At 68.8% G+C, this 23798-nt stretch carries 21 protein-coding genes and 2 pseudogenes; 13 read left to right on the plus strand and 10 right to left on the minus strand.

All coding sequences use genetic code 11. The annotated features are described in order from the left end of the window. Window positions 1-632, minus strand: a pseudogene (locus tag IEW07_RS12685) (glucose-6-phosphate dehydrogenase); the annotation flags it as partial. A 60-nt stretch (window positions 633-692) separates the two neighbouring features. Between IEW07_RS12685 and IEW07_RS12690 the strand changes: the two are divergent. Beyond that, window positions 693-2606 (plus strand): glycoside hydrolase family 15 protein, encoded by a 1914-nt coding sequence (locus IEW07_RS12690; RefSeq protein WP_188537789.1) that lies wholly within the window; start codon window positions 693-695, stop codon window positions 2604-2606. Window positions 2607-3087: 481 nt separating this feature from the next. On the opposite strand, the pseudogene IEW07_RS12695 reads toward IEW07_RS12690, so the two are convergent. The 3 genes and pseudogenes from IEW07_RS12695 to IEW07_RS12705 form a co-directional block, all read right to left on the minus strand. After that, a pseudogene (locus IEW07_RS12695) lies at window positions 3088-3319 on the minus strand (recombinase family protein); the annotation flags it as partial. A 28-nt stretch (window positions 3320-3347) separates the two neighbouring features. Next, on the minus strand, window positions 3348-4031 hold the full coding sequence (locus IEW07_RS12700; protein ID WP_268235535.1) for a nucleoside/nucleotide kinase family protein: 684 nt from the start codon (window positions 4029-4031) through the stop codon (window positions 3348-3350). Window positions 4032-4173: 142 nt separating this feature from the next. Continuing rightward, window positions 4174-4668, minus strand: a complete 495-nt coding sequence (locus IEW07_RS12705; RefSeq protein ID WP_188537791.1) for a YflT domain-containing protein — start codon at window positions 4666-4668, stop codon at window positions 4174-4176. 236 nt (window positions 4669-4904) lie between these two features. Here IEW07_RS12705 and IEW07_RS12710 point away from each other — a divergent pair, with 236 nt between their 5' ends. Continuing rightward, window positions 4905-5996, plus strand: a complete 1092-nt coding sequence (locus tag IEW07_RS12710) for a YihY/virulence factor BrkB family protein (protein WP_188537793.1) — start codon at window positions 4905-4907, stop codon at window positions 5994-5996. 453 nt (window positions 5997-6449) lie between these two features. Further along, window positions 6450-7703 carry a phospholipase D-like domain-containing protein gene (locus IEW07_RS12715; protein ID WP_229741830.1) on the plus strand — a complete coding sequence of 418 codons (1254 nt, stop codon included), beginning with the start codon at window positions 6450-6452 and terminating at the stop codon, window positions 7701-7703. Window positions 7704-7946: 243 nt separating this feature from the next. Here IEW07_RS12715 and IEW07_RS12720 read toward each other — a convergent pair whose 3' ends face one another. Further along, window positions 7947-8189, minus strand: coding sequence for a hypothetical protein (locus IEW07_RS12720; protein WP_188537795.1), 243 nt, complete (start codon window positions 8187-8189; stop codon window positions 7947-7949). A gap of 490 nt (window positions 8190-8679) precedes the next feature. On the opposite strand from IEW07_RS12720, the gene IEW07_RS12725 reads away from it, so the two are divergent. Continuing rightward, window positions 8680-8889 carry a hypothetical protein gene (locus tag IEW07_RS12725; RefSeq protein ID WP_188537797.1) on the plus strand — a complete coding sequence of 70 codons (210 nt, stop codon included), beginning with the start codon at window positions 8680-8682 and terminating at the stop codon, window positions 8887-8889. A gap of 678 nt (window positions 8890-9567) precedes the next feature. Here IEW07_RS12725 and IEW07_RS12730 read toward each other — a convergent pair. Further along, on the minus strand, window positions 9568-10131 hold the full coding sequence (locus IEW07_RS12730; protein ID WP_188537798.1) for a dihydrofolate reductase family protein: 564 nt from the start codon (window positions 10129-10131) through the stop codon (window positions 9568-9570). A 432-nt stretch (window positions 10132-10563) separates the two neighbouring features. Between IEW07_RS12730 and IEW07_RS12735 the strand changes: the two genes are divergently transcribed. Then, complete coding sequence (locus IEW07_RS12735) at window positions 10564-11874, plus strand: MFS transporter (protein WP_188537800.1); 1311 nt, start codon at window positions 10564-10566, stop codon at window positions 11872-11874. A gap of 15 nt (window positions 11875-11889) precedes the next feature. Here the strand turns inward: IEW07_RS12735 and IEW07_RS12740 are convergent, their stop codons facing one another. Further along, window positions 11890-12054, minus strand: a complete 165-nt coding sequence (locus tag IEW07_RS12740) for a hypothetical protein (protein WP_188537802.1) — start codon at window positions 12052-12054, stop codon at window positions 11890-11892. A 168-nt stretch (window positions 12055-12222) separates the two neighbouring features. Beyond that, complete coding sequence (locus tag IEW07_RS12745; protein WP_188537804.1) at window positions 12223-13002, minus strand: acetoacetate decarboxylase; 780 nt, start codon at window positions 13000-13002, stop codon at window positions 12223-12225. A gap of 747 nt (window positions 13003-13749) precedes the next feature. Between IEW07_RS12745 and IEW07_RS12750 the strand changes: the two genes are divergently transcribed. Next, window positions 13750-14070: a hypothetical protein gene (locus IEW07_RS12750; RefSeq protein WP_188537806.1), complete on the plus strand. Its 321-nt coding sequence runs from the start codon at window positions 13750-13752 to the stop codon at window positions 14068-14070. A gap of 118 nt (window positions 14071-14188) precedes the next feature. Here the strand turns inward: IEW07_RS12750 and IEW07_RS12755 are convergent, their stop codons facing one another. Next, window positions 14189-14614, minus strand: coding sequence for a hypothetical protein (locus tag IEW07_RS12755; RefSeq protein ID WP_188537808.1), 426 nt, complete (start codon window positions 14612-14614; stop codon window positions 14189-14191). Window positions 14615-14985: 371 nt separating this feature from the next. Then, window positions 14986-15912: a LysR family transcriptional regulator gene (locus IEW07_RS12760; protein ID WP_188537810.1), complete on the minus strand. Its 927-nt coding sequence runs from the start codon at window positions 15910-15912 to the stop codon at window positions 14986-14988. A gap of 130 nt (window positions 15913-16042) precedes the next feature. On the opposite strand from IEW07_RS12760, the gene IEW07_RS12765 reads away from it, so the two are divergent. From IEW07_RS12765 to IEW07_RS12795, 7 genes are all read left to right on the plus strand, one after another. Then, the gene (locus IEW07_RS12765) at window positions 16043-17155 is read left to right on the plus strand and encodes a maleylacetate reductase (RefSeq protein WP_229741831.1); all 1113 of its coding nucleotides are present in this window, start codon (window positions 16043-16045) and stop codon (window positions 17153-17155) included. Between the two features lie 34 nt (window positions 17156-17189). Next, entirely contained in the window at window positions 17190-18092 is a 903-nt protein-coding gene (locus IEW07_RS12770) for a hydroxyquinol 1,2-dioxygenase (protein ID WP_188537812.1), read from the plus strand. A 79-nt stretch (window positions 18093-18171) separates the two neighbouring features. Beyond that, entirely contained in the window at window positions 18172-19995 is a 1824-nt protein-coding gene (locus IEW07_RS12775) for an FAD-dependent oxidoreductase (RefSeq protein ID WP_188537814.1), read from the plus strand. Window positions 19996-20011: 16 nt separating this feature from the next. Next, window positions 20012-20977 (plus strand): ABC transporter substrate-binding protein, encoded by a 966-nt coding sequence (locus IEW07_RS12780; RefSeq protein WP_188537816.1) that lies wholly within the window; start codon window positions 20012-20014, stop codon window positions 20975-20977. A 70-nt stretch (window positions 20978-21047) separates the two neighbouring features. Beyond that, the gene (locus IEW07_RS12785; RefSeq protein WP_188537818.1) at window positions 21048-22193 is read left to right on the plus strand and encodes an MBL fold metallo-hydrolase; all 1146 of its coding nucleotides are present in this window, start codon (window positions 21048-21050) and stop codon (window positions 22191-22193) included. Continuing rightward, the gene (locus IEW07_RS12790) at window positions 22180-23025 is read left to right on the plus strand and encodes an ABC transporter permease (protein WP_188537819.1); all 846 of its coding nucleotides are present in this window, start codon (window positions 22180-22182) and stop codon (window positions 23023-23025) included. Before IEW07_RS12785 ends, IEW07_RS12790 begins: the two co-directional genes overlap by 14 nt. Continuing rightward, on the plus strand, window positions 23025-23798 hold the full coding sequence (locus IEW07_RS12795) for an ABC transporter permease (RefSeq protein ID WP_188537822.1): 774 nt from the start codon (window positions 23025-23027) through the stop codon (window positions 23796-23798). The genes IEW07_RS12790 and IEW07_RS12795 overlap by 1 nt, the downstream gene beginning before the upstream one ends.

Raw genomic sequence — 23798 nt, forward strand, 5'->3', positions numbered from 1 at the left:
ACCTTGGCGACGTGCTCACGGTTGAGCACCGGCTCGAACACACGGTTGGTGAAGCGCAGGCCCAGGATGTTGAGCACGGTGGACTTGCCCAGGAAGTGATCGACCCGGAAGACCTGGTCCTCCCCCACCAGGGACGCCAGCCGCTGGTTGAGCTGGGCCGCACTGGCCCGGTCGGTGCCGAAGGGCTTCTCCAGGGCCAGCACGGTGTGCTCCGGCAGCTCGACCCTGTGCAGGGCCTGGACGGCCTGGGCGGCCACGGCCGGGGGCACGGCGAAGTACAGGGCGGGGATCCCGGTGGCCGCGGCCAGCACCTGGCCGAGGTCCTCGGCCGCGGTGGCGTCGGTGACGAGGTAGTCGGCACCGGCCAGGGCGTGCTCCACAGCGGGCCCAGTGGCCTCGACGCTGTCGAAGGCGGCTCGGACGGTGTCCACCCACTGCTCCCTGTCGCAGGGCGCACGGTCGGCGCCGATCAGGCGGAGCCGGCGGTCGGGCTGTTCGGTGAGCAACCGCCCCAAGCCCGGCAGCAGCAACCGGGAGGTGAGGTCCCCGGTGGCACCCAGAACAACCAGGGTCCCGATGCTCTCCGAACCGCTGGTCTCCGCACCGGTCTTTTCCGCGCTGGTGTTCTCCATATCAGCACGCTACGCCGCCGGCCCCTGGGTGTCGCCGAGGCCCCCTGATTGAATAACCCCATGGACACCGACCCTGCCGGAACACCCTCCACCCCGCTGGAGGACTACGCCCTGCTCTCGGACCTGCACACCGGACCCCTGGTGTCCCGAGACGGCAGCATCGACTGGCTGTGCTTCCCGCGCTTCGACTCCCCCTCCGTCTTCGCGGCCCTGCTCGGGGACGCCGAGGACGGGCGTTGGAAGGTCTCGGCCGTCGACGGGGAGATCGTCTCCCGCCGCTACCTGCCGCGCACCTTCGTGCTCGAGACCACCTGGGCCACCCCCACAGGGACCGTGGTGGTGACCGACTTCCTGCCCCCCGGCAGCGACCAGGCCGACCTCATCCGGCGCGTCGAGTGCGTCGCGGGGCAGGTGGAGGTCGAGCACGACCTGCGGATCCGCTTCGACTACGCCCGGGCCAAGCCCTGGACCCGGCGCGTCAATATGGAGAGCACCGGGATCCCGGCGTTGCTGTCGGTGGCCGGCCCGGACGGGCTGCTGCTGGCCGGGCCGCTGCTGCACCCCCACGAGGCCCAGCAGGTGGAACCACAGGAGGGCATGGCCGCCCGCCACGAGGCCTCGCCCAAGGGACATCCCGACGACTACCAGGGCGCGGTCGCCGACCGGCTCACCGGAGTGTTCTCCCTGTCGGAAGGCGATTCCTTGGACTGGGTGCTCACCTGGCACCTGTCCCACCTGTACCCGCCCACCCCCGAGGACCCGCAGGCCGCACTGGAACGCACCATGAAGTACTGGCAGAACTGGTCCGCCCATGTGGATGTGCAGGACGGCCACGATCAGGCTGTCCTGCGCTCACTGATGGTGCTGAGGGCCCTGACCAACAGTGACACCGGCGGGATCGTGGCCGCCCCCACCACCTCCCTGCCCGAGGAGTTCGGCGGCGTGCGCAACTGGGACTACCGCTACACCTGGCTGCGCGACGCCGCCCTGACCATCGAGACGCTCATCGCCCACGACTTCACCGACGGCGCCATGCACTGGCGCGACTGGCTGCTGCGCGCTGTGGCCGGGGACCCCGAGGACCTGCAGATCATGTACGGCATCGCCGGCGAACGCCAGCTACCCGAAGCCCAACTGGACCACCTGGCCGGCTACGAGGACTCAACCCCGGTGCGAGTCGGCAACGGAGCCGTGGGGCAGTTCCAGGCCGACGTCGTGGGGGAGGTCATGCTGGCCCTGGCCGCCCTGCGCGAGGCAGGAGTGGCCGAGGACGAGTACTCCTGGGGGCTGCAGAAGAACCTGCTGCGCTTCTGCGAGGACAACTACGACCGCAAGGGCCACGGCATCTGGGAGATGCGCGGGGAACCGGGCTCCTTCGTCCACGGACGGGTCATGATGTGGGCGGCCTTCGACCAGGGTGTACGCGCCGTCGAGGACCACGGTCTCGACGGCCCCGTGGGCCGCTGGCGGGGGCTGCGGGACCGGTTGCGGCAGGAGGTGCTGGAGCACGGCTTCGACGCGGAGCTCAACTCCTTCACCCAGACCTACGAGAACACCGCAGTGGACGCATCGCTGCTGCAGCTGCCGCACACCGGGTTCATCGCCTACGACGACCCGAAGATGCTGGGCACCGTGGCCCGGATCGAGCAGCAGCTGCAGGAACCCACCGGCCTGCTGCACCGCTACCGCACCGACACCGGCCTCGACGGCCTGCCCGGCGACGAGTACCCGTTCCTGATCTGCACGTTCTGGCTCGTGGAGCAGTACGCCCGCAGCGGACGGACCGAGGATGCCACGACCCTGCTGGAGCAACTGACGGGCTGCGCCACCGACCTGGGCCTCTACGCCGAGGAGTACGATCCCGTCAGCGGCCGGCTGGCCGGGAACTTCCCCCAGGCGTTCAGCCACCTCGGCTTCATCCGTGCCGCCGACGCCGTCTCCAGGCGGCCGCGCGGCCCTAGGAGTACCGGGTGAGTTTGGCGCCGCACTGACCAAGCGGCTATTTCGCGGAGCAGCTGTGAGATACTAAGTGGGCTTGTTGTCATCCGGTCCAGCAGCCTGCCGGATGGAGGGGAGCCCCGGCGCCCGTCTTGTCGATCATCCACCCGGTCAGTGGTTGTCCCCTCTCTCGACCATGCACCACGTCATCGATAGGTGGCGTTGCCGGGCTCTGCGACGGGGTCGTTCCGGAAAGCAGCCGGTCTGCGCCCCTTCCTTCGTGCCTGGCGGCCCACTGCCAGGTCGGCTCCTTGTGTCCGGGCCGCCTCCTCGGCGGCCCGGTGGCACAGCCCAATCCCCGCCACCACCAGTGAGGTACAACATGAAGAAGATCCTTTTCACCATCGCCCCTGTGATCATCGGGCGCGTGATGCAACACCGGCGGGAGAAAAAGGCCCGCGGCACGGTCCAGCGCACCGACCGGCACCGCTGACGGACCTTGCCGGCGGATTCAGCATTTGGCCACCGAATCGGTGATCCGCTCCCGCTTGATCTCCAGCTTCATCTGGGCCAGGAAAGCCGTGACGACGGAGGCCATCGGGGTGGGCGTGTCCACGGCGCCCCCAGCAAGGTTCAGCACCCACGACCCCGCCCCTCTTGCCCCGCAGGGTCTTGGCGAAGGCCAGCATGTTCTGCCTCAAACGACCGAGATAGGCCAGCGTGGTGATCACCAACGTGCCACCCTCTTCCCGCGGGGACCGGTCTGGAGCTGCAGGTTCATCCCAGACCGGTGAGTCTGATGAGCCGGGCGCGAACCGCCTCGGGCGCCCCAATGGCGTCCATGACGACCCAGCCACGGGTGCGGGCGAACTCTAGGTAGGCCGCCCGGGCCGCGTGCAGGTACTCCAGCGACTCGTGGTCCTGCCCACGGGCGAGGATCCTGGTTTGTGCAGTCTCTGCCGGGACGTCGAGCACGACCACTACGTCCCCGCGCAGCAGACGGGCTGCCAGCCAGGGCAGGACCCTGCCCGGCGGCAGCCCCCTCACCCTGCGCAGCACCAGCTGGCAGACCAGGTGGCGGTCCATCACCACCAGACCCTCCCGGTCCCGGGCCCTGGCGAGGGAGACCAGGACGTTGGCGGTGCGCACCACGGTCTCGACCCGGTCCACCCACCGCACCGGCGCCTCCACCCCGACGCGCGCCGAGGCCCGTGCCATCCAACAGCGCCCCGACGGGTTGCGCAACAGGATCGCAGGCCGACCAGCCTCCCGCTCCGTCGCCACCAGTGCGGCGGCGGCGGTCGTCTTCCCGGCCCCGTCGATGCCCAGCAGCACCACGGTCCGGGCCCCGCGCCCCTGCCGAACTCCGGGGCGCCGGGCTCGATCCTCCGGTGCGGCAGGACGCACCGGGTTCGCCGTCACCGGAGCGCTCCTGGCGCTGTTGGCCGGGACACGGATCATGTCTTTCCCACTTCCTGGGCCTCGTGCAGTGGTGGTGGTGCCGCGCCAGGATGCCCGGGCGAGGAGTCCTCGCCCGGTGAGGCGACAACGGCCGGTGGCGGGACGGTGGAGTTGTGCGGTCGCTTGCCGTGCCGGGAGGGGATCAGACGGCAGGGCGCGGGGGCAGCTTGGCGTCGGCCATCCCGGCGTAGTCGGCCTCCACGAGGACGTCGTAGGCGTCGGCCTCGAAACCCTGGATGCTGCGGAAGTCCCGCTTTCCGCCGGTGACCGCGTGGCCGATCAGCCCGAAGACCAGGCCCCAGATCGCGCCCAGGACCACGCTCCACAGCACCACGGCACCCCAGACGCCCACGGTGAAGAGGCCCAGGAGCAGGCCGATCATCAGGCCCAGCCACGCGCCGGAGCCGGCCCCGTACAGGGCGGCCTTGCCGTTGGTCATCCGCCCGGTGACCTGCTCCACCGAGCGCAGGCCGGTGCCGACGATCCGCACGTGCTCCACCGGGAACTGCGAGTCGGAGAGGGTGTCGACGATCCGCTGCGCCTGCTCGTAGGTGGGCACGGTGCGCAGCACCCGGTAGTCGATGGAGCTGGTGGAAGGAACAGTCGAGGCGTGGGATGGAGAGGTGGGCTGGGACATGGTGGTCACTTCCTGTTCGTGGTGTCGTCCTGCATCAGTTGCGTATGTGCCTGGCCCGCGGTGTCCGCGGCCGGCACCAGGTACAACGGCCACCCACGGGGGCCTTCTTCCTGAATTCACGGAACGTGGACGAATCCTTCAGAGAACACTGAGCTTTTCCCGCCGCGTGGTGGGGCGTCAATGACCTGACCCGCCCTCGGTATCGTGGCCTGGAGCCGAGCACGCGGAGGAGTCCCATGGCAGCCGACCCCAAGGTCTCGGGGACTCCTGAAAATGATCCCGATGCCCCCCAGAAGCCGTCCTCGCCGACCCAGATCACCAGACCCTCCTGGGGCTACCTGCTGCGCCGGACCCTCCACGAGTTCCGCCGCGATGCGTGCACGGACTCCGCGGCGGTGATGACCTTCTTCGCCGTGCTGTCGATCTTCCCGGGCCTGCTCACGGTGGTGTCCCTGCTCGGTGTCGTCGGTCAGGCCGAGGCGACCACCGCGACCCTGCTGCGCCTGCTGGAGGAGTTCGGGGCCCCCCAGGGTGCTGTGGCCGTGCTCGAGGAGCCGATCAGTGAGCTCACCGGTTTCTCCTCCGCCGGCCTGGCGCTGGTCGCCAGCCTGGTCGGTGCTCTGTGGACCGCCTCGGGCTATGTGCGGGCCTTCGCCCGGTCCATGAACCGGATCTATGAGGTCGAGGAAGGGCGTCCCGTCTGGAGGCTGTACCCCACGATGATCGGGGTCACCGTGTCCTTGGTGGTACTGGTGGTGGCCATGATACTGCTCCTGGTGCTCTCGGGGCCGATCGTCGAACGGCTCGGCGGGCTGGTCGGGCTCAGCGGGACAGCCCTGCAGCTGTGGAACACGGCCAGGATCCCGGTGCTGCTGGCGCTGCTGGCGTTCATGATCGCCGTGCTCTACTACGCGACCCCGAACATTCACCAGCCGAAGTTCCGGTGGCTCACTCCTGGCTCGGTGATCGCCATCGTGGTCATGGCCGCCGCGACCACCGGCTTCAGCTTCTACGTGGCCAATGTCAACGACTACAACGCCACCTACGGCGCCATCGGTGGGGTGCTCATCCTGCTGCTGTGGATCTGGATCATGAACATCGTGCTGCTGGCCGGGGCGGAGTTCAACGCCGAGATCGAACGCGCACGCCAGCTCCAAGCCGGGATCACCGCTGAGGAAACCCTGCAGCTGCCCCCACGCGACACCCGCGCCTCCCGGAAGCTGCAGGAGGAGGAGCAGAAGCTGATCGACCAGGGCCGCCGACTCCGGAGGAACCACGCCCGCATCACCTACCGCGATGACACCACAGCAGAGGATGCACGGCCGTAACCCACCCGCACCCGTGCCTGCACCGAGATGATCGTGGCCGAGGAACCGATGGCGGGCCCACCGCCCCGGCCAGCACACCCTCAACAGGGGGCAGAACTCCCTGGGCGGGAAGCCAGCGTGGGGGTCATCCGAGCAGGCGCGAGACCAAGCAGGCCATGGCGGAGCACCTCTCCACATCACCGATGCTCAGACCCGGGCCGGAGCCGTTTCCGCCTCACCGCCAGCGGCCCAGGAGCGGACCCGGACCGCGGGTCGATGGCGGGCCCACCCGTGGAGAGTCTCCCGTCCCCGGGGCCGCAGGAAGGTGCGGCCCAAAGGGGGGCGGAGGATCGTTTGTCACCGCGCAGTCACCGGCGCCGCTCCCCGTACAGCGCCAGCGTCCTGCCGGTGTGAGCAGGCCGTAGCGCCGGGGCGAGAAACCAGGAACAGGCCAACGGCGGATACGCTCGGAGAATGACCCGGTCAACGCGCGGTATCGGCTTTCATTCGCTTCGACGGCTGGCGCTCCGCTCGTTCCTGGGCTTCATCGGGGTGCAGGCGGTGGTGGTGGCGGCACTGGTGGTCACCGACGCGCTCGAGAAGAAAGGGCGGGTCCAACGCTCCGGGTTCCCCCGCCCCGGGACCTTCCAGGCCACCGTGGCCGAGACCGCCACCACGACCTACACCTACGGTGAGGACCTCTACCAGGACATGCTGGCCGCGATCCGCGGGGCACGCCGGCGGATCTTGTTGGAGACCTTCATCTGGAAGGACGACGAGGTCGGCCGCGCTTTCCGCGATGCCCTCAACGACGCCGCCCGACGCGGTGTCGAGGTGTATGTGGTTTACGACCAGTTCGGGAATCTGGTGGTGCCGGCCTCGTTCTACGACTTCCACCCCGACGTGCACGTCTTCCGGTTCCCGGCGGTAGGCCCGGCCCTGTTCTCCGCCCCGTTGCGCGCCACCGGGCTGACCCACCGCAAGATCCTGGTGGTCGATAACGAGGTCGGCTTCGTGGGGGGGTACAACATCGGCTCCCTCTACGCCACCCAGTGGCGCGACACCCACGTGCGGTTGAGAGGCCCTGCGGTGTACGAGCTGGGGCATTCCTTCGCCCAGGTGTGGAACCACCTCGCCACGGCCCACCCCGCACTCTCCCCGGCGAACCCGGTGTCGTGGATCTCTCCGGTGCGGGCGATCAACAACATCCCGGCCGATCTGGTCTACCCGATCCGCAGCGTCTACCTGGATGCGATCAGCCGCGCCCAGGAGCACATCCATCTCACCACCGCCTACTTCATCCCCGACCAGCGGATCCTCACCGCCCTCATCGAGGCGGCCCGGCGCGGGGTGGACGTGCAGGTGATGATGCCGGAGGAGTCCAATCACCTGCTGGCCGACTGGCTCTCCCGCGGGTTCTACACCGCGCTGCTGGCCGAGGACATCACCGTCCTGCTCTACCGGCACGCGATGATCCACGCCAAGACCGTGACCATCGACGGGCAGTGGTCGTTCGTGGGCACCGCCAACATCGACCGGTTGAGCCTGAGGTTCAACTACGAGACCGGCCTGGCGATCCAGGATCAGGACTTCGCCGCCGACCTCGAGGCGATCTTCACCGCCGACAGCGCCAACTGCCGGCAGCTGTCACTGGAGGAGTGGAGCACACGCCACCCCGCCGCCCGGTTCGCCGAGGCCGTGCTGGTGCCGCTGCGCCCGTTGCTCTGAGCTGGTGAAGGCCTGCCCCCGCCAGGGGTCAGGCCGCAGAGCAGGTGGGGAACGGTCCCGGATGCCATGAGTCGGACCGCGGATACCGTGGTCGGGGTGACACCAGGAGCGGTGAGCACCGCCCTGCCCGCCAGCTACCAGGCACCCGGTGCGGGCTGCACAACGGACCCGTGCCCTACCCGTTTTCCTGGCCGTCTTGCGGTCCGTCGTGGGAGGCGTTTGCGCTGAGGAACCGTGGGGTTTTTACTCCGGGTTGTCCACGCTCACCGGGTTGTCCTCGTCCAGCTCCGTCTCCGGCGCCTCCCCGCCGGGGACGGCATCCTCAGAGGCATGGTCGCTCAAACGCTGCTCGACGGCGTGCTGGAACTGCTCAGCGGCCTCGGCACCGGCCAGCCCGTCCGGGGCCTCACCTCCAGGGCTGTCTGGTGCCACGGTGCCGTCATCGTCCGGCTCGGAGGAGCGGGGGGCATCGGGGGTGGAGTTCATGGGTTCCTCTACTTCTTCTCGGGTTCCAGGACCACACCGTCTCACAGCGCGATCCCGGTCACAGGCCCCGGGCGCTCCGGCTGCCGGTGCGGGGGCATTCCCGCACGGCGAGCCGGTGGCGTGCTCACCACCTCACCGAACCGGACCGCAGGGCACCGGCGGGGTGGAAAGACCGGACGCAGCCCCTCCGGGGGCCCTTACGGACCGCCTCTGATGTCGTTCCTACCGTGTCCTGACCTGCGCTGACAAGGGCTGATCCTCCTGATCACGAGCCTCTCCCGCTCCTGATGCAGCCCACCGCCCCACTGCTGGAGCGGAGCAGCACCAGCCGGTCGGCTGCACCGGCGGTCAATGGGGCAACGGGCCTGCCGGCCGGCCCGGCCGCTCAGTGACAAGGCACGGTTCGGGGAGAGTCTCACCCCTTGAGGCCGCTGACAGCGCTGTCGTATCGTGGCGCTCAACCGTCATCGGGCGGTGGGAAAGGACCATCATGACCGAGACCAGCACTCCCGACCCGGCCCAGAACAAACCGTCACAAGCCGAGGGCGGACCTGAGGACCAGAACGTGGAGTCCGCCGTCGACCCGGCTGGCAACAAGCCCTCCCAGGCCGAGGGGGCGCCTGAGGACCAGGACATGGACCTGCCCGGCGGCCCGGCCCAGGACAAGCCCACCGAGCCCGGGGAAGGCGCCGGGATCTGAGCCGCACGGGCTACCTCGCCCTTGAAGTAGCACCGCCCGCACCACCTCCTCAAATCAGTCCTGCCCGTATCCGCGGTTCGGGCGGGGCTGCAAGGGTTGCTGTCGATGTGCTCAACGTGAATGGATCTCGCTTTCCCCGACACCGGCCGACACACCGCAACCGTGGACCACCGAAGCGATGTTCCACCATCCCCAGCCACGGCTTATCGGTCGTGCTGCAGTAGCGACAGTGCCCGTTGACCTCCGTCAAACACCAGGGCAGGCGGGCCGCGATGGCGGGTCCAGCCGGTGGGCCCGTCAGGGTTTCCCTTTTTTACTGCCGTGCTCGGGGCAACGGCAACGGGCACAGGAGTCGGCGGTCCAGCGGCGGGGCCGGGGAGTGGGCCGGGCAGGACACCAGCGACTTCATGACCTCCGGTGAGCCGGCGCGGAGCTGGGGCGAGGTCTTTCCGGTCTGTCGGAACCCCCAGCTCTCGTACACCCGCCGGACCGAGACGTTGTGCGCAGACACCCCCAGCCCCCCACACCGCAGGTCGCAGGGCGTACCCGATCCCTGTCCGGACGCATCGTCTTCGGTGAAGTACAGGATCCGGGCCGGGACGTCACGATCGCCCCGGACGACCGCGCCACGCGATCCTTGGGGTGGCCCCAAGCCGGCGCTGATCCGCCGTCGGGCACTCAGCGGATGGTCTCGTACCTGGACAGCACCACGCCGCCGGGAAACCTCCGGGTCTCCACCAGGCTCAGGTGCACCCAGGTGTCCAGGGCCGGGAAGAACGGCGTGCCCCCGCCCACCAGGACCGGATGAGTGACGATCACGTACTCGTCGATCAGCCCGGCCCGCACGGCCACCGCGGCCAGTGTGGCACCGCCGATGTCCATGGGCCCGCCGTCGCCGGCCTTGAGCCTGGTGACCTCGGAGACCGCCTCGCCGGTGACCACACGGGTGTTCCCGCCGACCGTGCCGGTCGTGGAGGAGAACACCGCCTTCGGCATCTCACGCCAGCGCCCGGCGAACTCGATCGCCGCCGGTGTGGCCCCGGGCTGCTGGTCGGCACTCGGCCAGTGGGAGCTCATCGTCTCCTCCAGCTTGCGCCCGTACAGTGCCAGGCCCGTGGCGGCCACCCGGTCGGACCACCGCTGGAACAGCTCCTCGCTGGGCACGCTCCAGCCCAGGTCGGCCCCGGGCGCGGCGATGCAGCCGTCCAGGCTCATGTTCATGGCGAAGGCCAGTTTCCGCATGGTCTCAGCCTCCCGTGAGTCGGTATCCGGCGTCCGGACCAGCACGGCGCGCAAAAATCAACGATCAGGCCACCACCGAGGGCCAGTGGAGCACCAAGCCAAGCAAATGCTCCCTACGGAAAGGAACCTCCCCAGGCTCTGGGAAGAGAAAGGCATCAATGCTCAGCCTCCCCTCGACTTGTGTCCTCTTGCGGGCTCGGACCATGGGGGATCTCCTGTCAGACGGGGTGGATGGTGCAGGCATTGCTGTCAGGCGCACCAGACGTGGCGTCCGTTCACGTTGGCGGTGGGAGATCGGTTGTCCGCGATGTGCTGGGAAGCGTGCCCTTGACCGGCTGGTCCCGGAGGTGTCTTCTCAAGTCAGGCGCCCGTTGCCCCCCACGGTGAACGTCCCGGGGGCCGGGCCGGAAGCCTGGAACAGGGGGAACAGCCATGGAGGGTGCGGGGGCACGGTTCTACGGGCGCCTGATCAAGGCGGACCCGGTGACCGGGGAGGCGATGGCCGAGGATGTGCGGGGCCATCTGCCCGGCAACGGGTTGCGCCTGATCGCCGCCACCACCCTACAGAACGCCGGTGATCAGGTGGTCAAGGCCTCCACCGTCCTGGCGTGGTTGCTGGCCTCGCTGGCGGCACCTGGCTGGATCATCGGGTTGCTGGTGCCGGTGCGTGAATCCGGCTCCATGCTGCCCCAGGCCGCGCTGATGGGCTGGGTGCGCGGTCGGTCCCAGCGCAAATGGCTCTGGGTGGCCGGTGCTGCCGGGCAGGCCGCGGCCACGGCGGCCATGGCCCTGACCGCTCTGTTGTGGACCGGGACGGCAGCGGGTCTGGCCATCCTGGCCGCACTGGCGGTCTTCGCCCTGGCCAGGGCCCTGACCTCGATCGCCGCCAAGGACGTACAGGGCCGGACCATCCCCAAGGGCCAGCGGGGCCAGATCAACGGGATCGCCGTGTGGGCTTCCGGGATCATCGCCCTCACCATCGGGGCGGGGATCTGGATCCTGGGCGGCCACGAACCCCACCCCGGCGTCCTGGCGGGGTTGCTGGGCGCCGCCGCCGTGGCCTGGGTGGCGGCGTCACTGGTCTTCGCCGGGGTGCAGGAACCGGTCCCCGCCCCGGGCGCGGGCGGCAACAACGGTAGGGGCTGGTGGGCACGCTCCTGGCAGCTGCTGCGCGAGGACGTGCCGTTGCGCAACTTCGTCCTGGTCCGGACGCTGCTGCTGGTCTCCGCCCTCAGCCCGCCCTTCATCGTCGCCCTGGCGGCCCAGCAGGAAGCCCTGGAGCTGAGCGGGCTGGGCCCGTTCATCATGGCCACCGGCCTGGCAGGGATCGTCGGCGGCCGGCTCGCCGGACGACTGGCGGACCGCTCCAGCCGAGGACTGATGATGTGGGGCGCCGCCGCGTCCTCGATGGTGGTCCTGGCCCTGCTCGTCGCTGCGAACATCCCCGCACTGGGCCGGGCCGAGTGGTTGTATCCGGTGGCGTTCTTCCTGCTGGCCCTGACCCATACCGGGGTGCGCGTGGCCCGCAAGACCTACGTGGTCGACATGGCAATCGGCGACAAGCGCACCGAGTACGTGGCGGTGTCCAATACCGCCATGGGCGTGCTGCTGCTGGTCGCCGGCGGCATCAGCAGCGCCCTGGCCACCTGGGGCACCGGGGCCGCCCTGCTGTTCCTGGCCCTGCTGGGCCTGGCCGGGGTGTACGCCGACCACGCCCTGCCCGAGGTCAGCCACCGTACCTGAGACCAGCAGGCCGCCTCAGTGGCCGTCGTCGTCCTCGTCCTGAGGACCCGGGTCCGGCTCCGGGGGCAGCGCCCCGCCCTCACCCTTCCACCGGTGCAGCTGCTTCTCCGGGACCTCCCCCATGTGCGGGTCCCGATCCTCGACGGACTGATCCTTGCCAGAGCCGTTGTCCCTCGTCATGCCCCACACTGTAGGCCCCGCCAGTCCACAGGGGAACAAGCACCGATCCCGGTGCAGCCCCCTCCGGTCTCCGTGTTGCCCGCCTGTGAGCGCCCAATGTGTGGCAGTGTTCCCGGTCGGACGTCAGTGACTGCCGAGGACTGCGGCTCACGGTTCCAGGCCCGCGGGTCAGGAGCCGACGCCGGTTCCGGGCCTCGTGCGGGGAGGCTGGCCGTGGGCCAGGTAGTCGTGGACCTCTTCGAAGTTGGACAGGGTCAGGTCCGTGAGCACGTGCGTGGCGTTGACGACCTCCAGCACGGGCAGGTCGGCCAGCGGGGCCATCACGTGGGCGTTGAGCTGCAACCGCGCCGGCCCGGCCCACGCGCCCTTGACCACCACGTCGGTGATCTGGGTGCGCATCAAGGAGAACTGCTCGAAACCGCCGGAGCGCAGTGGGGCGATCCGCAACCCGAACTGGGGGGTACGGACTTGTTCCAGAGCCTCCTCATGGTCCATGTCCTCCCACTTGTAGGCCATGGTCGCCGTCGCCACCCGTTCGGAGCCGAAGTCCAGGCGCCCGACCAACGCACCCTCCTCGATCACCAGCGACGGCTTGCCCGGGAGTTTGGGGTAGGCCCCCATCTCCCGCCCGGCGGCGGTGGCCCCGAACTCGTCGAGATACATCGCGTGAAGATACTCGCCCTTCTCCCCCTGGAACGTCACCGGAATCGCCTGGCCCGCCTCGACATAGGGGCCGTACCCGGCCACGTCACCCATCTTGATGATCTCGAAGCGCACCAGCGGGTCATCGAACTGCAACGGCTCCGGGACCACCGCGGCCAGGGCCTCGGGATCGGTGCGGTACAAGACGTTGAGATACTCCCGGTCGTAGAAACGGGCCCGGCGCAAGAAGTACGGCGGAGCGACCAGCGGGGTGTTGTAGTGGTGCAGGACCTCTTCGATCTTCATGACCGATCCTTCCCTGGTGGCGGGCCCGGTGCGCACCGGGTCCGTTGCCCACGCTACCCACAGCCCCGGCCGTAACCCAGGACGATCGCCCACCGCCGGCTTCCTCCCGCACCACGACAGCCCCTCCGATACCCGGAAGGATGATCGCTTCAACTGCCCCAGCAATGACCCCCGCCCTGGGCTCGTTTCCGAGAGCCCGGCAATAACTCCGGCCGTATGCAGCTCGAGGACCAGTCCGCCCGGGGGAGCCGAGAACGCAAGTTGAGCTGAATGCCGGTGGCAACGCGCCCAGCTCCCCAAGCCGATTCGCGAGCTCGTGCTCGAGGACCAACGACGGCGCAACGCGATCAGTTGGTCGGTCTTCGCCTGCTGAGCGGGTATCGGAAGAGACATCACGGCCAAACTCCACCCACCGTTCATCGGACCTGCAGGAGCTCGGCGCGGGAAGTGCGGATGCAACGATGGACTACCACGAGGCAGACTGGGCGCAGAGCGGGAGGGCCGACCATGACCTCAGCCCTTCACCACGGCCGTGCAGCGGTGCGCAGCGACGTTCCAGGCGATGCCCTCCCGTCCGGCATCCCGTCACCTCCGGGGCGGGCAGCAGGGCACTGCGCCGCGTTGGGCCTTCTGTGCCGGCTGGAGACCGCGTGTGGCCAGGGCACCGGGGTGGTCTCGGCCGTGACCTTCCCAGGGGCGTTGATCGACCTGTGCACCACCGACGGGGACAGAGAGACGTTTCCCGGGGTGAAGGATCTGGGGCTCTACGTGGAGGCGACGATTACCGCTAACGCCCAGCGTCGGCCGGCCCAGGCCCCAGTGGTGGCCCCGCAGGCCCGGCTGTGCTGGGCGAAGTGGTGCGAGGTCCTCGCCGGCCTGGCGGCCCACCCCGCCACCGTGGAGGCGCAGGAGCATCCGGGACGGGTTTTCGCCGTGCACCGCCTGCCCACGGTCGCCCTTATCGCCGTCACCGACGGGATGCGCACCGAGGTCCGTTCCATCGCCCTCGATGAAGGACCCCGGCACCGGCTGCCACACCGCATTCGGAGAAGGGACCCAGCAACATGATCGACGTATTGACGGGTGCTGCCCAACCGGTCCGCGAACCAGGAGGGCGGTGGGGTCGTTCTGGGGCTGCATGGCGGGCGTTGCCTTGGGGTGGCCGTTGCCCGGTGGTGCGCGGAGCTCACGTGGAGGGCCGAAGGGGGAAATAGGCGGCCTCGAGGGCCTGGAGGTGCAACCGATCGGCAAGGGCGGCCGCACCGCGGGCACGGCCCCCGTCGTGGAGGTCGGCGCGCCGAGGGGTGGCTTCGGCGGCTTCCTGTCGCTGGTCGTCGTGATAGCTGGACAGCGCCGTACTGAGCACCTCGAAGGTCACCGGGTCCAGGGGCAGGCTCACCTGCCCGGCGCTGCGGGCGTCCTCGACGGTGCAGCGCAGCTGATCGGTGCAGGCAACTTCGTGAAACAGCCTCATCCGTTCCTGGGCGGTGGGGGCCAACAGGGGTTCGTGGATCTGTTGCTCCCGGTGGGCGGCGTGCTGCTCCAGAGCCTGTGTCAGCACCTCGAAGGTCTCAGGATCCAGTGGATAGGTGACGGTCGGTGGGGCGATCATGGGGTGCTCCGGTGCGGTGGGGCGTTGCGGTCCCCAGGGGGTGGAACGGGCGCTTTCAGCGTAGGCCAGCGTGGGGAGGACCCATCGGCAGGTGTGCACCCGGGCGAGGCGGCCGCGGTGCTGCCCGGGCTGAGGGCGCCGGGGTCGGTCTGACCGACCCCGGCCCGCACGACCCATCGAGGGTATGGGTGTCCACGTCTCCTCCACCGAGGTTCAGGGCTCTCGATCCCGCCCATACTGCGCAAGTGCTCGGCGAAGGCTGGCACGGTCTGCTTCGGCCGATCCAGAGGATCCCGCATGGCGGTGACCCATGCGTTGCCCACCCTGAGGGCAACCATCGCCTTGTTTAAATCCGCAATCTTCTTCATAGATCATCTTGGCGTGTTGTCCCACAGGTCGGGGTGGGTGAGCAGGTGGACGACTCGTTGAACAGCGGGAGAGCTGTCCTCGCCCTTGCGCCACAGCACGATGGCCAGCAGGGGTGGGATCGTCTCCGATATTTCTCGGACGATGACTGATCGTTGGGCCATGTGCCGGACGGTGCCGGGCATGAGCGCGACCCCCATGCCTCCGGCTACCAGGGGCAGGGCTGTCTGGAGGGTGGCGGTTTCCTGGATGGTGTCGGGCCGGGTGGCAGGGTGGTCCCGCCAGAACTGCTCGAGCAGCTCGGGAAGCCCCGGGAACTTGGCATTGGCCACAGGCACCAGCCAGGACTCATGACGCAGCTCCGCCAGTGACACCCGGGGTGAGGTGGAGGCATAACCGGGCGGCAGCACCGCTTTCAGGGGAAGCTCCATGGCCACCTGCATGGCCAGGCGGTCCCCGTGCATCTGCTGCAGCAGCTCTAGGTTCGCTCCGGCCACGATGCCGATGTCGGCCTGGCCTTCGATCACGGCCGTGACGGTCTGGTCCGGGGGCGGGTCCTGGATGGCCAGCTCCAGTCCCGGTGCCTGTCGCCGCAGCGCGGAGAGGATGCGGGGAAGGTATTCCCAGTTGAAGATCGGTGCGCTGGAGAGCACGATCCGGCCTGCATGGCCCACGGCGAGGCTGCGCAGGTGTTCAGTTGCGGAGTGCATCTGCTCCAGCACCCGCACGGCGGTGGCATAGAGGTAGGCGCCCGCTTCCGTGGTGCGCACTCCTTGCCGGCTGCGGACCAGCAGGGTGACCCCGAACTCCTCCTCCAGTCTGCGGACGACCAGGCTCAGCGAGGGCTGGGTCATGTGCAGAGCGGAGGCCGCCTCGGTGAACGAGCCGTGCTCGACGACGGTGCGGTAGTAGTGCAGCTGCCGGCTTTCCATAACACCAATTTATGTTACTTGAGGCTGATTGGTATTGGTCTTATGTGATGGGGGTCTCCAGACTCGAACGTGAGACAGATCACCTGGCACGGATCCGGGTGGGCACGCACAGAGACAGGAAGAGCAGGACATGGCGAGCATGCTGTTCGAGCACACCACCTTGGGCCAGCGGGTCCTCTTCGGCACCGGCAAGGCCGCTGAGCACGTGGCCGCCGAGATCGCGCGGCTGAGTGCGACCCGGCCGATGGTCATCGCCGCCGAGCCCGAACGCGCCCTGGCCGAGGCCGCCACGACCGGCACCACCCCCGTGCTGTGGTGGGACGACGTGGTCCAGCACGTGCCCGTGGAGGTTGCCGACCGTGCCCGGGCCGCAGCCACCGAGCACTCCGTGGACGCGATCGTGTGCGTGGGTGGCGGGTCGACCACCGGGCTAGCCAAGGCCGTCGCGCTGACCACCGGCATTCCGGTCATCGCGGTGCCCACCACCTACGCCGGCTCCGAGGCCACCAACGTTTGGGGGATGACGGAGGACCGCACGAAGACCACCGGGGTCGATGAGAAGGTGCTGCCCGTGTCTGTGGTCTACGACGCCCAGCTCTCGCGGACCCTGCCGGTGGGGCTGTCGGTGGCCTCCGGCCTCAACGGCCTGGCCCACTGCATCGACTCCCTCTGGGCCCCGAAGGCGGACCCGATCAACCAGGCGATGGCCCTGGAGGGCGCCCGGGCGTTGAACCTGGCGCTGCGCGGGATCGTCGCCGATCCCGACGACCTTACCGCCCGGGAGCAGGCGCTCTACGGCTGCTACCTGGCCGCGGTCGCCTTCGCCTCGGCCGGATCGGGGCTGCACCACAAGATCTGCCACGTCCTGGGCGGGACCTTCGACCTGCCCCACGCCCAGACCCACGCCACCGTGCTGCCCTATGTGCTGGCGTTTAATGCCCCGGCCGTGCCGGAGCTGGCGGCCCGGCTGGCCACCGCTCTGGGGCAGAACCTGGCCGAGGGCCAGGACGCGGCGGTCGGGGCCGTCTACGCCCTCAATGTGCTGCGCGAGGCAGTCGATGCCCCCACCCGGCTGTCCGACTACGGGTTCACCGCCGACGGGCTCCCCGAAGCGGTCGAACGGATCGTGAAGGCCGCCCCGGCATCCAACCCGGTGGCCGTGACGGTGGAGAACATCACCGGCCTGCTCACCGAGGCGCTCACCGGCGCCACCCCGTCCCCGGCCGTGCTGACCACGGTCTGAACATCTTCCCGGCGCATCGAACAAGGAGTCGACCATGACCGAGACCATCCACACCACATCCACTGAGCAGGGCCGCCGGGAGCAGGAGCTCACCGAGCGTGTTGTCGCCTCCTTCGAGAACACCCCTGACGAGCGGCTCAAGAAGGTGATGCAGTCGCTGACCAAGCACTTGCACGCCTTCGTGCGCGAGGTGCGCCTGACCGAGGAGGAGTGGACCACTGCGATCGAATTCCTCACCGCGGTGGGGCACATCACCGACGACCGCCGGCAGGAGTTCATCCTGCTCTCCGACGTGCTGGGGGCCTCGATGCAGACCATCCTGGTCAACAACCCCGCCGACGGGAACGCCACCGAGGCCACCGTGTTCGGCCCCTTCTTCCTCGAGGACGCCCCGGAGATCCCGCTCGGCGGGGACATTGCCAGTGGGGCCACCGGGCAGCCGGCCTGGGTGGAGGGCACCGTTCTCGACACCGACGGCAAACCCATCCCGAACGCCCGGGTGGAGGTGTGGGAGGCCGACGAGGACGGCTTCTACGACGTGCAGTACGGCGACGACCGGGTGGCCGGCCGGGCCCACCTGTTCACCGACCAGGACGGGGGCTTCCGGTTCTGGGGGCTGACGCCGACCCCGTACCCGATCCCGCACGACGGGCCGGTGGGGGCGATGCTGGCGGCCACGAACCGCTCCCCGGTGCGGGCCGCGCACCTGCACTTCATGGTCACTGCACCAGCCCACCGCACGCTGGTCACCCACATCTTCGTCGAGGGCGATCCGCAGCTGGCCATCGGGGACTCGGTGTTCGGGGTGCAGGACTCGCTCATCAAGACGTTCGAGGAGCAGCCGGCCGGGACCCCCACCCCGGACGGCCGCGACCTCGGCGAGAGGCAGTGGGCGCGGACCCGCTTCGACATCGTCCTGGCACCCGCCACCGCCTGAGCTTTCTTCCCGGCAGCAACAACGCTGCCCCCGCACACCCTTCGATCCTTCGATCTCACTTCCTGCAAGGAGCACCGTCATGAGCGACACCCAGCGCCTCGTCCCGTCGACCACCGTTGAGCCCGGGGACATCACCACCGATGTCCTGATCGTGGGCTCGGGCCCGGCCGGGTCCTCGGCCGCGCTGTTCCTGGCCAGCTACGGCATCGAGCACCTGGTGATCAATAAGTACGCCTCCACCGCCGACACCCCCCGGGCGCACATCACCAACCAGCGCACCGTGGAGATCATGCGCGACATGGGCATCGAGGACCAGATCGAGGCCGACGCGACCCCGCACCCGATGATCGGTGAGACCGTGTTCTGCACCTCCATTGCCGGGGAGGAGCTGGGGCGGGTGCGGGCCTGGGGCACCAGCCCGGCCCGGCACGCCGACTACGAGGCCGCTTCCCCGTCGATGAACTGCGACCTGCCGCAGACCTACTTCGAGCCGATCCTGGTGCGCAACGCCATGGCGAGGGGCTCGAAGTACCGCTGGAGCACCGAGTACCTCACCCTCACCCAGGACCAGGACGGAGTCCACGCCCTGGTCCGCGACCGCCTGAGCGGGCAGACCTACACGATCCACGCCCAGTACCTCATCGGTGCCGACGGCAGCCGCTCCAAGGTCGCCGCCGACCTTCAGCTGCCGATGGAGGGGCGGATGGGCCGGTCGGGGTCGATGAACATCGTCTGCGAGATGGACCTGGCCCCCTACTGCCAGAACCGCGAGTCGGTGCTCTACTGGGTGCTTCAGCCTGGGGCGGCCGTCGGCGGGATCGGGCTGGGCCTGGTGCGCATGGTGCGGCCCTGGAACAAGTGGTTGATCACCTGGGGCTACGACATCGACCAGGCACCCCCGGAGCTGACTAAGGACTCCGCGGCGGAGATCGTGCGCAACCTCATCGGGGATCCGACCCTGGAGATCGAGGTGGAGTCCTTCTCGCTGTGGACGGTCAACGAGATGTACGCCACCCGCAACATGGCCGACCGGGTCTTCTGCGTCGGGGACGCGGTGCATCGTCACCCGCCGAGCAACGGGCTGGGCTCGAACACCTCCATCGGGGATTCCTACAACCTCGCCTGGAAGCTGGCGCATGTGCTCAAGGGCCTGGCCGGGCCCGAGCTGCTGGCCACCTACAACGACGAGCGCGTCCCCGTCGGGGAGCAGATCGTCACTCGGGCGAACAAGTCCATCGACGAGTTCGGCGCGATCCTCGAGGCCCTGGGCATCGACCCGCGCGATGACACCGCCACCATGCAGGCCCAGATCGCCACCCGCAAGGACGCGACGGAGGAGGGCGAGGCCCGGCGTGAGGCCCTGCGCCAGGCCCTGGTGCTGAAGAACTACGAGTTCAACGCCCTCGGGGTCGAACTCGGTCAGCGCTACGCCTCCGCCGCGGTGGTCGGCGACGGCAGCCCGTTCCCGGCACCGGTGCGGGATGCGGAGCTGTACTACCAGCCCACCACCCACCCCGGAGCCCGCCTGCCCCACGCCTGGCTGGGCACCGCCGACCCCACCGCACCGAAGGTCTCCACCCACGACGTGTGCGGCCACGGGCGGTTCACCGTGCTGACCGGGATCAACGGCGCGGCCTGGGCCGAGGCAGCACGTGAGGTGGCCGCGGCCACCGGGGTGCAGGTGGAAGCCCACGTCATCGGCCCCGGCCAGCACTACGAGGACCTCTACGGCGACTGGGCCCGCCAGCGCGAGCACACCGACGCCGGGGCCATCCTCGTGCGCCCCGACAACCACATCGCCTACCGCTCCATGACCATGGTCGAGGACCCCCGCCAAGCACTCGAGGACGCCCTCAGCACCGTCCTGTGCCGGCGGTCCCCGGCTCTGGTTTTCGAGGCATGAGATGAGGAGCCCGGTGATGAAGAGACGTGCTGGCATGGCTTCCTTGGCTCTGGTGGGCCTGTTGGGTCTGTCCGGGTGTGGAGTGGGGAAGGGAAGCGCTGTCGCACTGGAGGCCGATGACCCCGTGAAGATCGGGGTGCTTCCCGTGGCGGACTGCGCTCCTATCTACGTGGCCCTGGAGAAGGGGTACTTCGAGGATGAGGGAATCGAAGTCCAGACCCAGACCATGCAGAACGCGGCAGCAGTCGCTCCGTCGGTGATCAACGGCCAGTTGCAGTACGGGTGTGGGGCCATCACCCCGATTCTCATGGCGGCCGAGAAGGGCCTTCCGATCAAGGTGGCAGCCAATCTGGCTGACGTCGCGGAACAGGCAGATGAGGACGTTTCGGCTCTGCTCGTGCCGGCCACCAGTGCGGTGCAACGACCCCGGGAGCTGGAGGGCAAGACCGTGGGGGTCAACGGTCTGGGATCCATCCTCCACGTCACAGCGGCGGCGGCGATCAAGGCAGATGGCGGGGACCCGAGCAAGGTCACGTTCGTGGCGATGTCCTTCCCTGATCTCGTCAGCTCTCTCAAAGACGGCCGGATTGAGGCCGCTTCCGTGGTGGAGCCCTTCGTGGGAATGGGCATGTCCAACGGCGCGGTCGCGATCGAGCGCCCCTATCACCGCACGTTGGTGGCAGGGGAAACCATGTCGGTTCTCTTCACCGCAGATCCCTTCGTGCACAGCAATCCTGAGGTGGTCGAGAAAGTCCGGCGTGCCATCGAGCGAGCCAGCATCACAGCCGGGAAAGACCCTCAAGTGGTCCGGGACGTGCTCGTGGAGTACGGCGGAATGAAGCCCGAAGTGGCCGAACGGATGGGCCAACCGCCCTATTCGGTAGGAGCCGACGAGGAGGCGATATCCCATGCCTCTCGCACCATGGTCGATCTCGGGTTCATGAAGGAACTCATCACCGGCGACGACATCGTCCTGAAGTAACTGCCCCGGCTTGTTCCCCGCTCATACAACTCTCTTTCTTACTGAAGTGCTTGGCCCAAGGAGGCTCCTCATGACTTCTGCACCCCGACCGATGACCCTGGACGAGGCATCTGCCCACGGTACCCGGGTCACCCTGCTCGGCACCGCCGGCGGGCCCCCGTGGTGGGAGAACTCGGACCGCTCCGGGATCTCCACGCTGATCACCGTCAACGGCGCCCAGTACCTCATCGACTGCGGTGAGGGATGGGGCCCGATGTTCCGCAAGTCCGGCACCAGCACCCCCGGGTTCGAGCACGGGATCGACGAGCTGCGGGCGGTGTTCATCACCCACCACCACTCCGACCACACCGTCGACTACCCCAATCTCCTGCTGCTGGCCTGGCACAACGGCTCCAACGGGCTCAAGCGCCCCGTGCAGATCCACGGCCCCGGGGACCGCACGGTGCTGCCGCCGATCTTCGGGCAGCGCGAGCACCAGCCCGAAGTCTTCAACCCGGACTCCCCCACTCCGGGGATCGAGGAGTCCACCCACCGGCTGCTGCAGGCCTACGCCACCGACATCAACGACCGGATGCGCGACAACGCCAAGCAGGACCTGTCGGAGATCTTCGAGGTCCACGACATCGAACTACCCGGGGCCACCGGGGAGGACCCCAACGGGGACCCGTCCCCGGCCATGGAGCCCTTCGAGATCTACGCCGATGAGAACGTACGGGTCACCGCGATCCTGGTCGACCACCGCCCGATCTTCCCCGCCTTCGCCTTCCGCTTCGAGACCGCCGACGGGTCGGTGGTGATCTCCGGGGACACCGGGGTGTGCGAGAACCTCGTCACCCTCGCCGAGGGTGCGGACCTGTTGCTGCACGAGTGCATCGACCTGGACTGGGTGTCCTCGCTGATGGGCCCGGGCTCTCCGAAACCGGACCCCTACCTGATGCAGCACATGCTCGCCGCCCACACCAGCACCGACCAGGTCGGGCCGCAGGCCGAGAAGGCCGGGGTGAAGACCCTGGTGCTCACCCACCTGGTCCCGGGCAACACGCCACGGGAGAAGTGGGAGGAGGCCAGGGCCGGGTTCAGCGGGGACTTCTACGTCGGGGAGGACCTGATGCACTTCGGCATCGGCACCCCCGCACCTGACCGTGCTGCGGCCACCGTGCCGGCCGCCCTCGGTGGCCAGATGGGAAGGGAGCTGGTGGGCGATGGTCGCCGCTGACATCACACCCCCGGCCGGCGCCCCGGCCAAGGCCCGCCCCGGGTTACCCGTGTTGTGGGACGCCCGGGCCACCGATCTCGCTCTGGGTGCGGCCGCGGTCGCCGGGGTGCTCGGGCTGTGGGAGGCGCTCAGCCGCACCGGGGTCCTGGACACCCAGGTGTTCCCGGCCGCCTCCACCGTGCTCGTCGAGCTCTGGCGCCTGCTCGGAACCGGGGTCTTCTGGGGCGACCTGTGGGCGACCCTCTCCAGCGCCCTGACCGGACTGGCACTGGTCGTGCTCATCGGCACGGTCGCGGCGATGCTGATCGGACTGATCCGCTTCGTGGAGAACTCCACCTGGGTCGTGGTGGAGTTCCTCAAACCCATCCCGCCGATCGCCCTGATCCCACTGGGACTGCTGCTGTGGGGACCCTCCCCGACGATGAAGGTCACCCTGATCACCTTCGGGGCGCTGTGGCCGTTTCTGACCCAGATGGTCTACGGCATCCGCCAGACCAACAACGTGGCCCTGGACATGGCCTCCAGCTACCGGCTGGGCTGGTGGCTGACCACCACCCGCATCGTGGTGCCCACCCTGCTGCCCTACGCCCTGACCGGTCTGCGGATCTCGGCCTCGATCGCGGTGATCGTCTCGGTGGTCACCGAGCTCATCGGCGGGGCTGAGGGGATCGGTCAGACCATCGCGGTGGCCCAGATCAACAACGCCCTGCCCACCATGTACGCCTACATCCTCACCGCCGGTCTGCTCGGAGTGGGCATCAACCTGGTGTTCCAAGCCCTGGAGAAGCCGCTGCTGTTCTGGCACCCGTCCCAGCGAGGAGACACGAACTGATGAACACCCTCACCGACACCACCCGCACGGCCCTCACCCGCCTCTGGCTCCCCGTCGCCCTGGTCATCGCCTGGTGGGTCTCCTCGGCCGAGAGCACCTCGCTGTACTTCCCGCCGCTGGCCACCATCGTCGAGGTCTTCGTCCGGGACTGGTTCGGCCCGCACTTCACCGCCGACCTGCTGCCGAGTCTGGGGAAGTTCCTGATCGGGTTCACCCTTGCCGCGGTGCTGGGCATCACCGGCGGGATGCTGCTGGGGATGAACCGCTACACCCGGGCCGCGGCCGAGCCGATCGTGCTGTTCTTCCGCTCCCTGCCCGGGCCCGTGCTGGTGCCCATCGGCATCATGGTCATCGGCATCGGCGCCGGGATGAACATCTTCATCATGGTCCTGGGAGCAGTGTGGCCGACCCTGATGAACACCATCGACGGGGTCCGCAGCCTCGACCTCGTCCAACAGGACATGTCCCGCTCCTACCGGCTCACCCTTACCCAGCGGATCCGCTACGTGGTGCTGCCCAACGCCGGCCCGCAGATCTTCGCCGGACTGCGCACCACCTTGCAGATGTCGATCATCCTCATCGTGGTCTCCGAGATGGTCGCCTCCACCAACGGGATCGGCTTCTACGTCCTGTACTCCCAGCAGACCTTCGCCGTGGCCGAGACCTGGGCCGGCACCATCCTGCTCGGGGTGCTCGGCTACCTCGCGTCCCTGCTCTTCATCGCCGTCGAACGACGCGTGCTGGCCTGGCAGGCCGGCATCACCAAGGAGTGA

It is taken from the genome of Kocuria dechangensis (assembly GCF_014636775.1).
Classification (GTDB): Bacteria; Actinomycetota; Actinomycetes; order Actinomycetales; family Micrococcaceae; genus Kocuria; species Kocuria dechangensis.

Coding starts and splice junctions, on each gene's coding strand:
- IEW07_RS12690 (WP_188537789.1), top strand. CDS start 693: ATGGACACCGACCCTGCCGGAACACCCTCCACCCCGCTGGAGGACTAC.
- IEW07_RS12700 (WP_268235535.1), bottom strand. CDS start 4,031: ATGATCCGTGTCCCGGCCAACAGCGCCAGGAGCGCTCCGGTGACGGCG.
- IEW07_RS12705 (WP_188537791.1), bottom strand. CDS start 4,668: ATGTCCCAGCCCACCTCTCCATCCCACGCCTCGACTGTTCCTTCCACC.
- IEW07_RS12710 (WP_188537793.1), top strand. CDS start 4,905: ATGGCAGCCGACCCCAAGGTCTCGGGGACTCCTGAAAATGATCCCGAT.
- IEW07_RS12715 (WP_229741830.1), top strand. CDS start 6,450: ATGACCCGGTCAACGCGCGGTATCGGCTTTCATTCGCTTCGACGGCTG.
- IEW07_RS12720 (WP_188537795.1), bottom strand. CDS start 8,189: ATGAACTCCACCCCCGATGCCCCCCGCTCCTCCGAGCCGGACGATGAC.
- IEW07_RS12725 (WP_188537797.1), top strand. CDS start 8,680: ATGACCGAGACCAGCACTCCCGACCCGGCCCAGAACAAACCGTCACAA.
- IEW07_RS12730 (WP_188537798.1), bottom strand. CDS start 10,131: ATGCGGAAACTGGCCTTCGCCATGAACATGAGCCTGGACGGCTGCATC.
- IEW07_RS12735 (WP_188537800.1), top strand. CDS start 10,564: ATGGAGGGTGCGGGGGCACGGTTCTACGGGCGCCTGATCAAGGCGGAC.
- IEW07_RS12740 (WP_188537802.1), bottom strand. CDS start 12,054: ATGACGAGGGACAACGGCTCTGGCAAGGATCAGTCCGTCGAGGATCGG.
- IEW07_RS12745 (WP_188537804.1), bottom strand. CDS start 13,002: ATGAAGATCGAAGAGGTCCTGCACCACTACAACACCCCGCTGGTCGCT.
- IEW07_RS12755 (WP_188537808.1), bottom strand. CDS start 14,614: ATGATCGCCCCACCGACCGTCACCTATCCACTGGATCCTGAGACCTTC.
- IEW07_RS12760 (WP_188537810.1), bottom strand. CDS start 15,912: ATGGAAAGCCGGCAGCTGCACTACTACCGCACCGTCGTCGAGCACGGC.
- IEW07_RS12765 (WP_229741831.1), top strand. CDS start 16,043: ATGGCGAGCATGCTGTTCGAGCACACCACCTTGGGCCAGCGGGTCCTC.
- IEW07_RS12770 (WP_188537812.1), top strand. CDS start 17,190: ATGACCGAGACCATCCACACCACATCCACTGAGCAGGGCCGCCGGGAG.
- IEW07_RS12775 (WP_188537814.1), top strand. CDS start 18,172: ATGAGCGACACCCAGCGCCTCGTCCCGTCGACCACCGTTGAGCCCGGG.
- IEW07_RS12780 (WP_188537816.1), top strand. CDS start 20,012: ATGAAGAGACGTGCTGGCATGGCTTCCTTGGCTCTGGTGGGCCTGTTG.
- IEW07_RS12785 (WP_188537818.1), top strand. CDS start 21,048: ATGACTTCTGCACCCCGACCGATGACCCTGGACGAGGCATCTGCCCAC.
- IEW07_RS12790 (WP_188537819.1), top strand. CDS start 22,180: ATGGTCGCCGCTGACATCACACCCCCGGCCGGCGCCCCGGCCAAGGCC.
- IEW07_RS12795 (WP_188537822.1), top strand. CDS start 23,025: ATGAACACCCTCACCGACACCACCCGCACGGCCCTCACCCGCCTCTGG.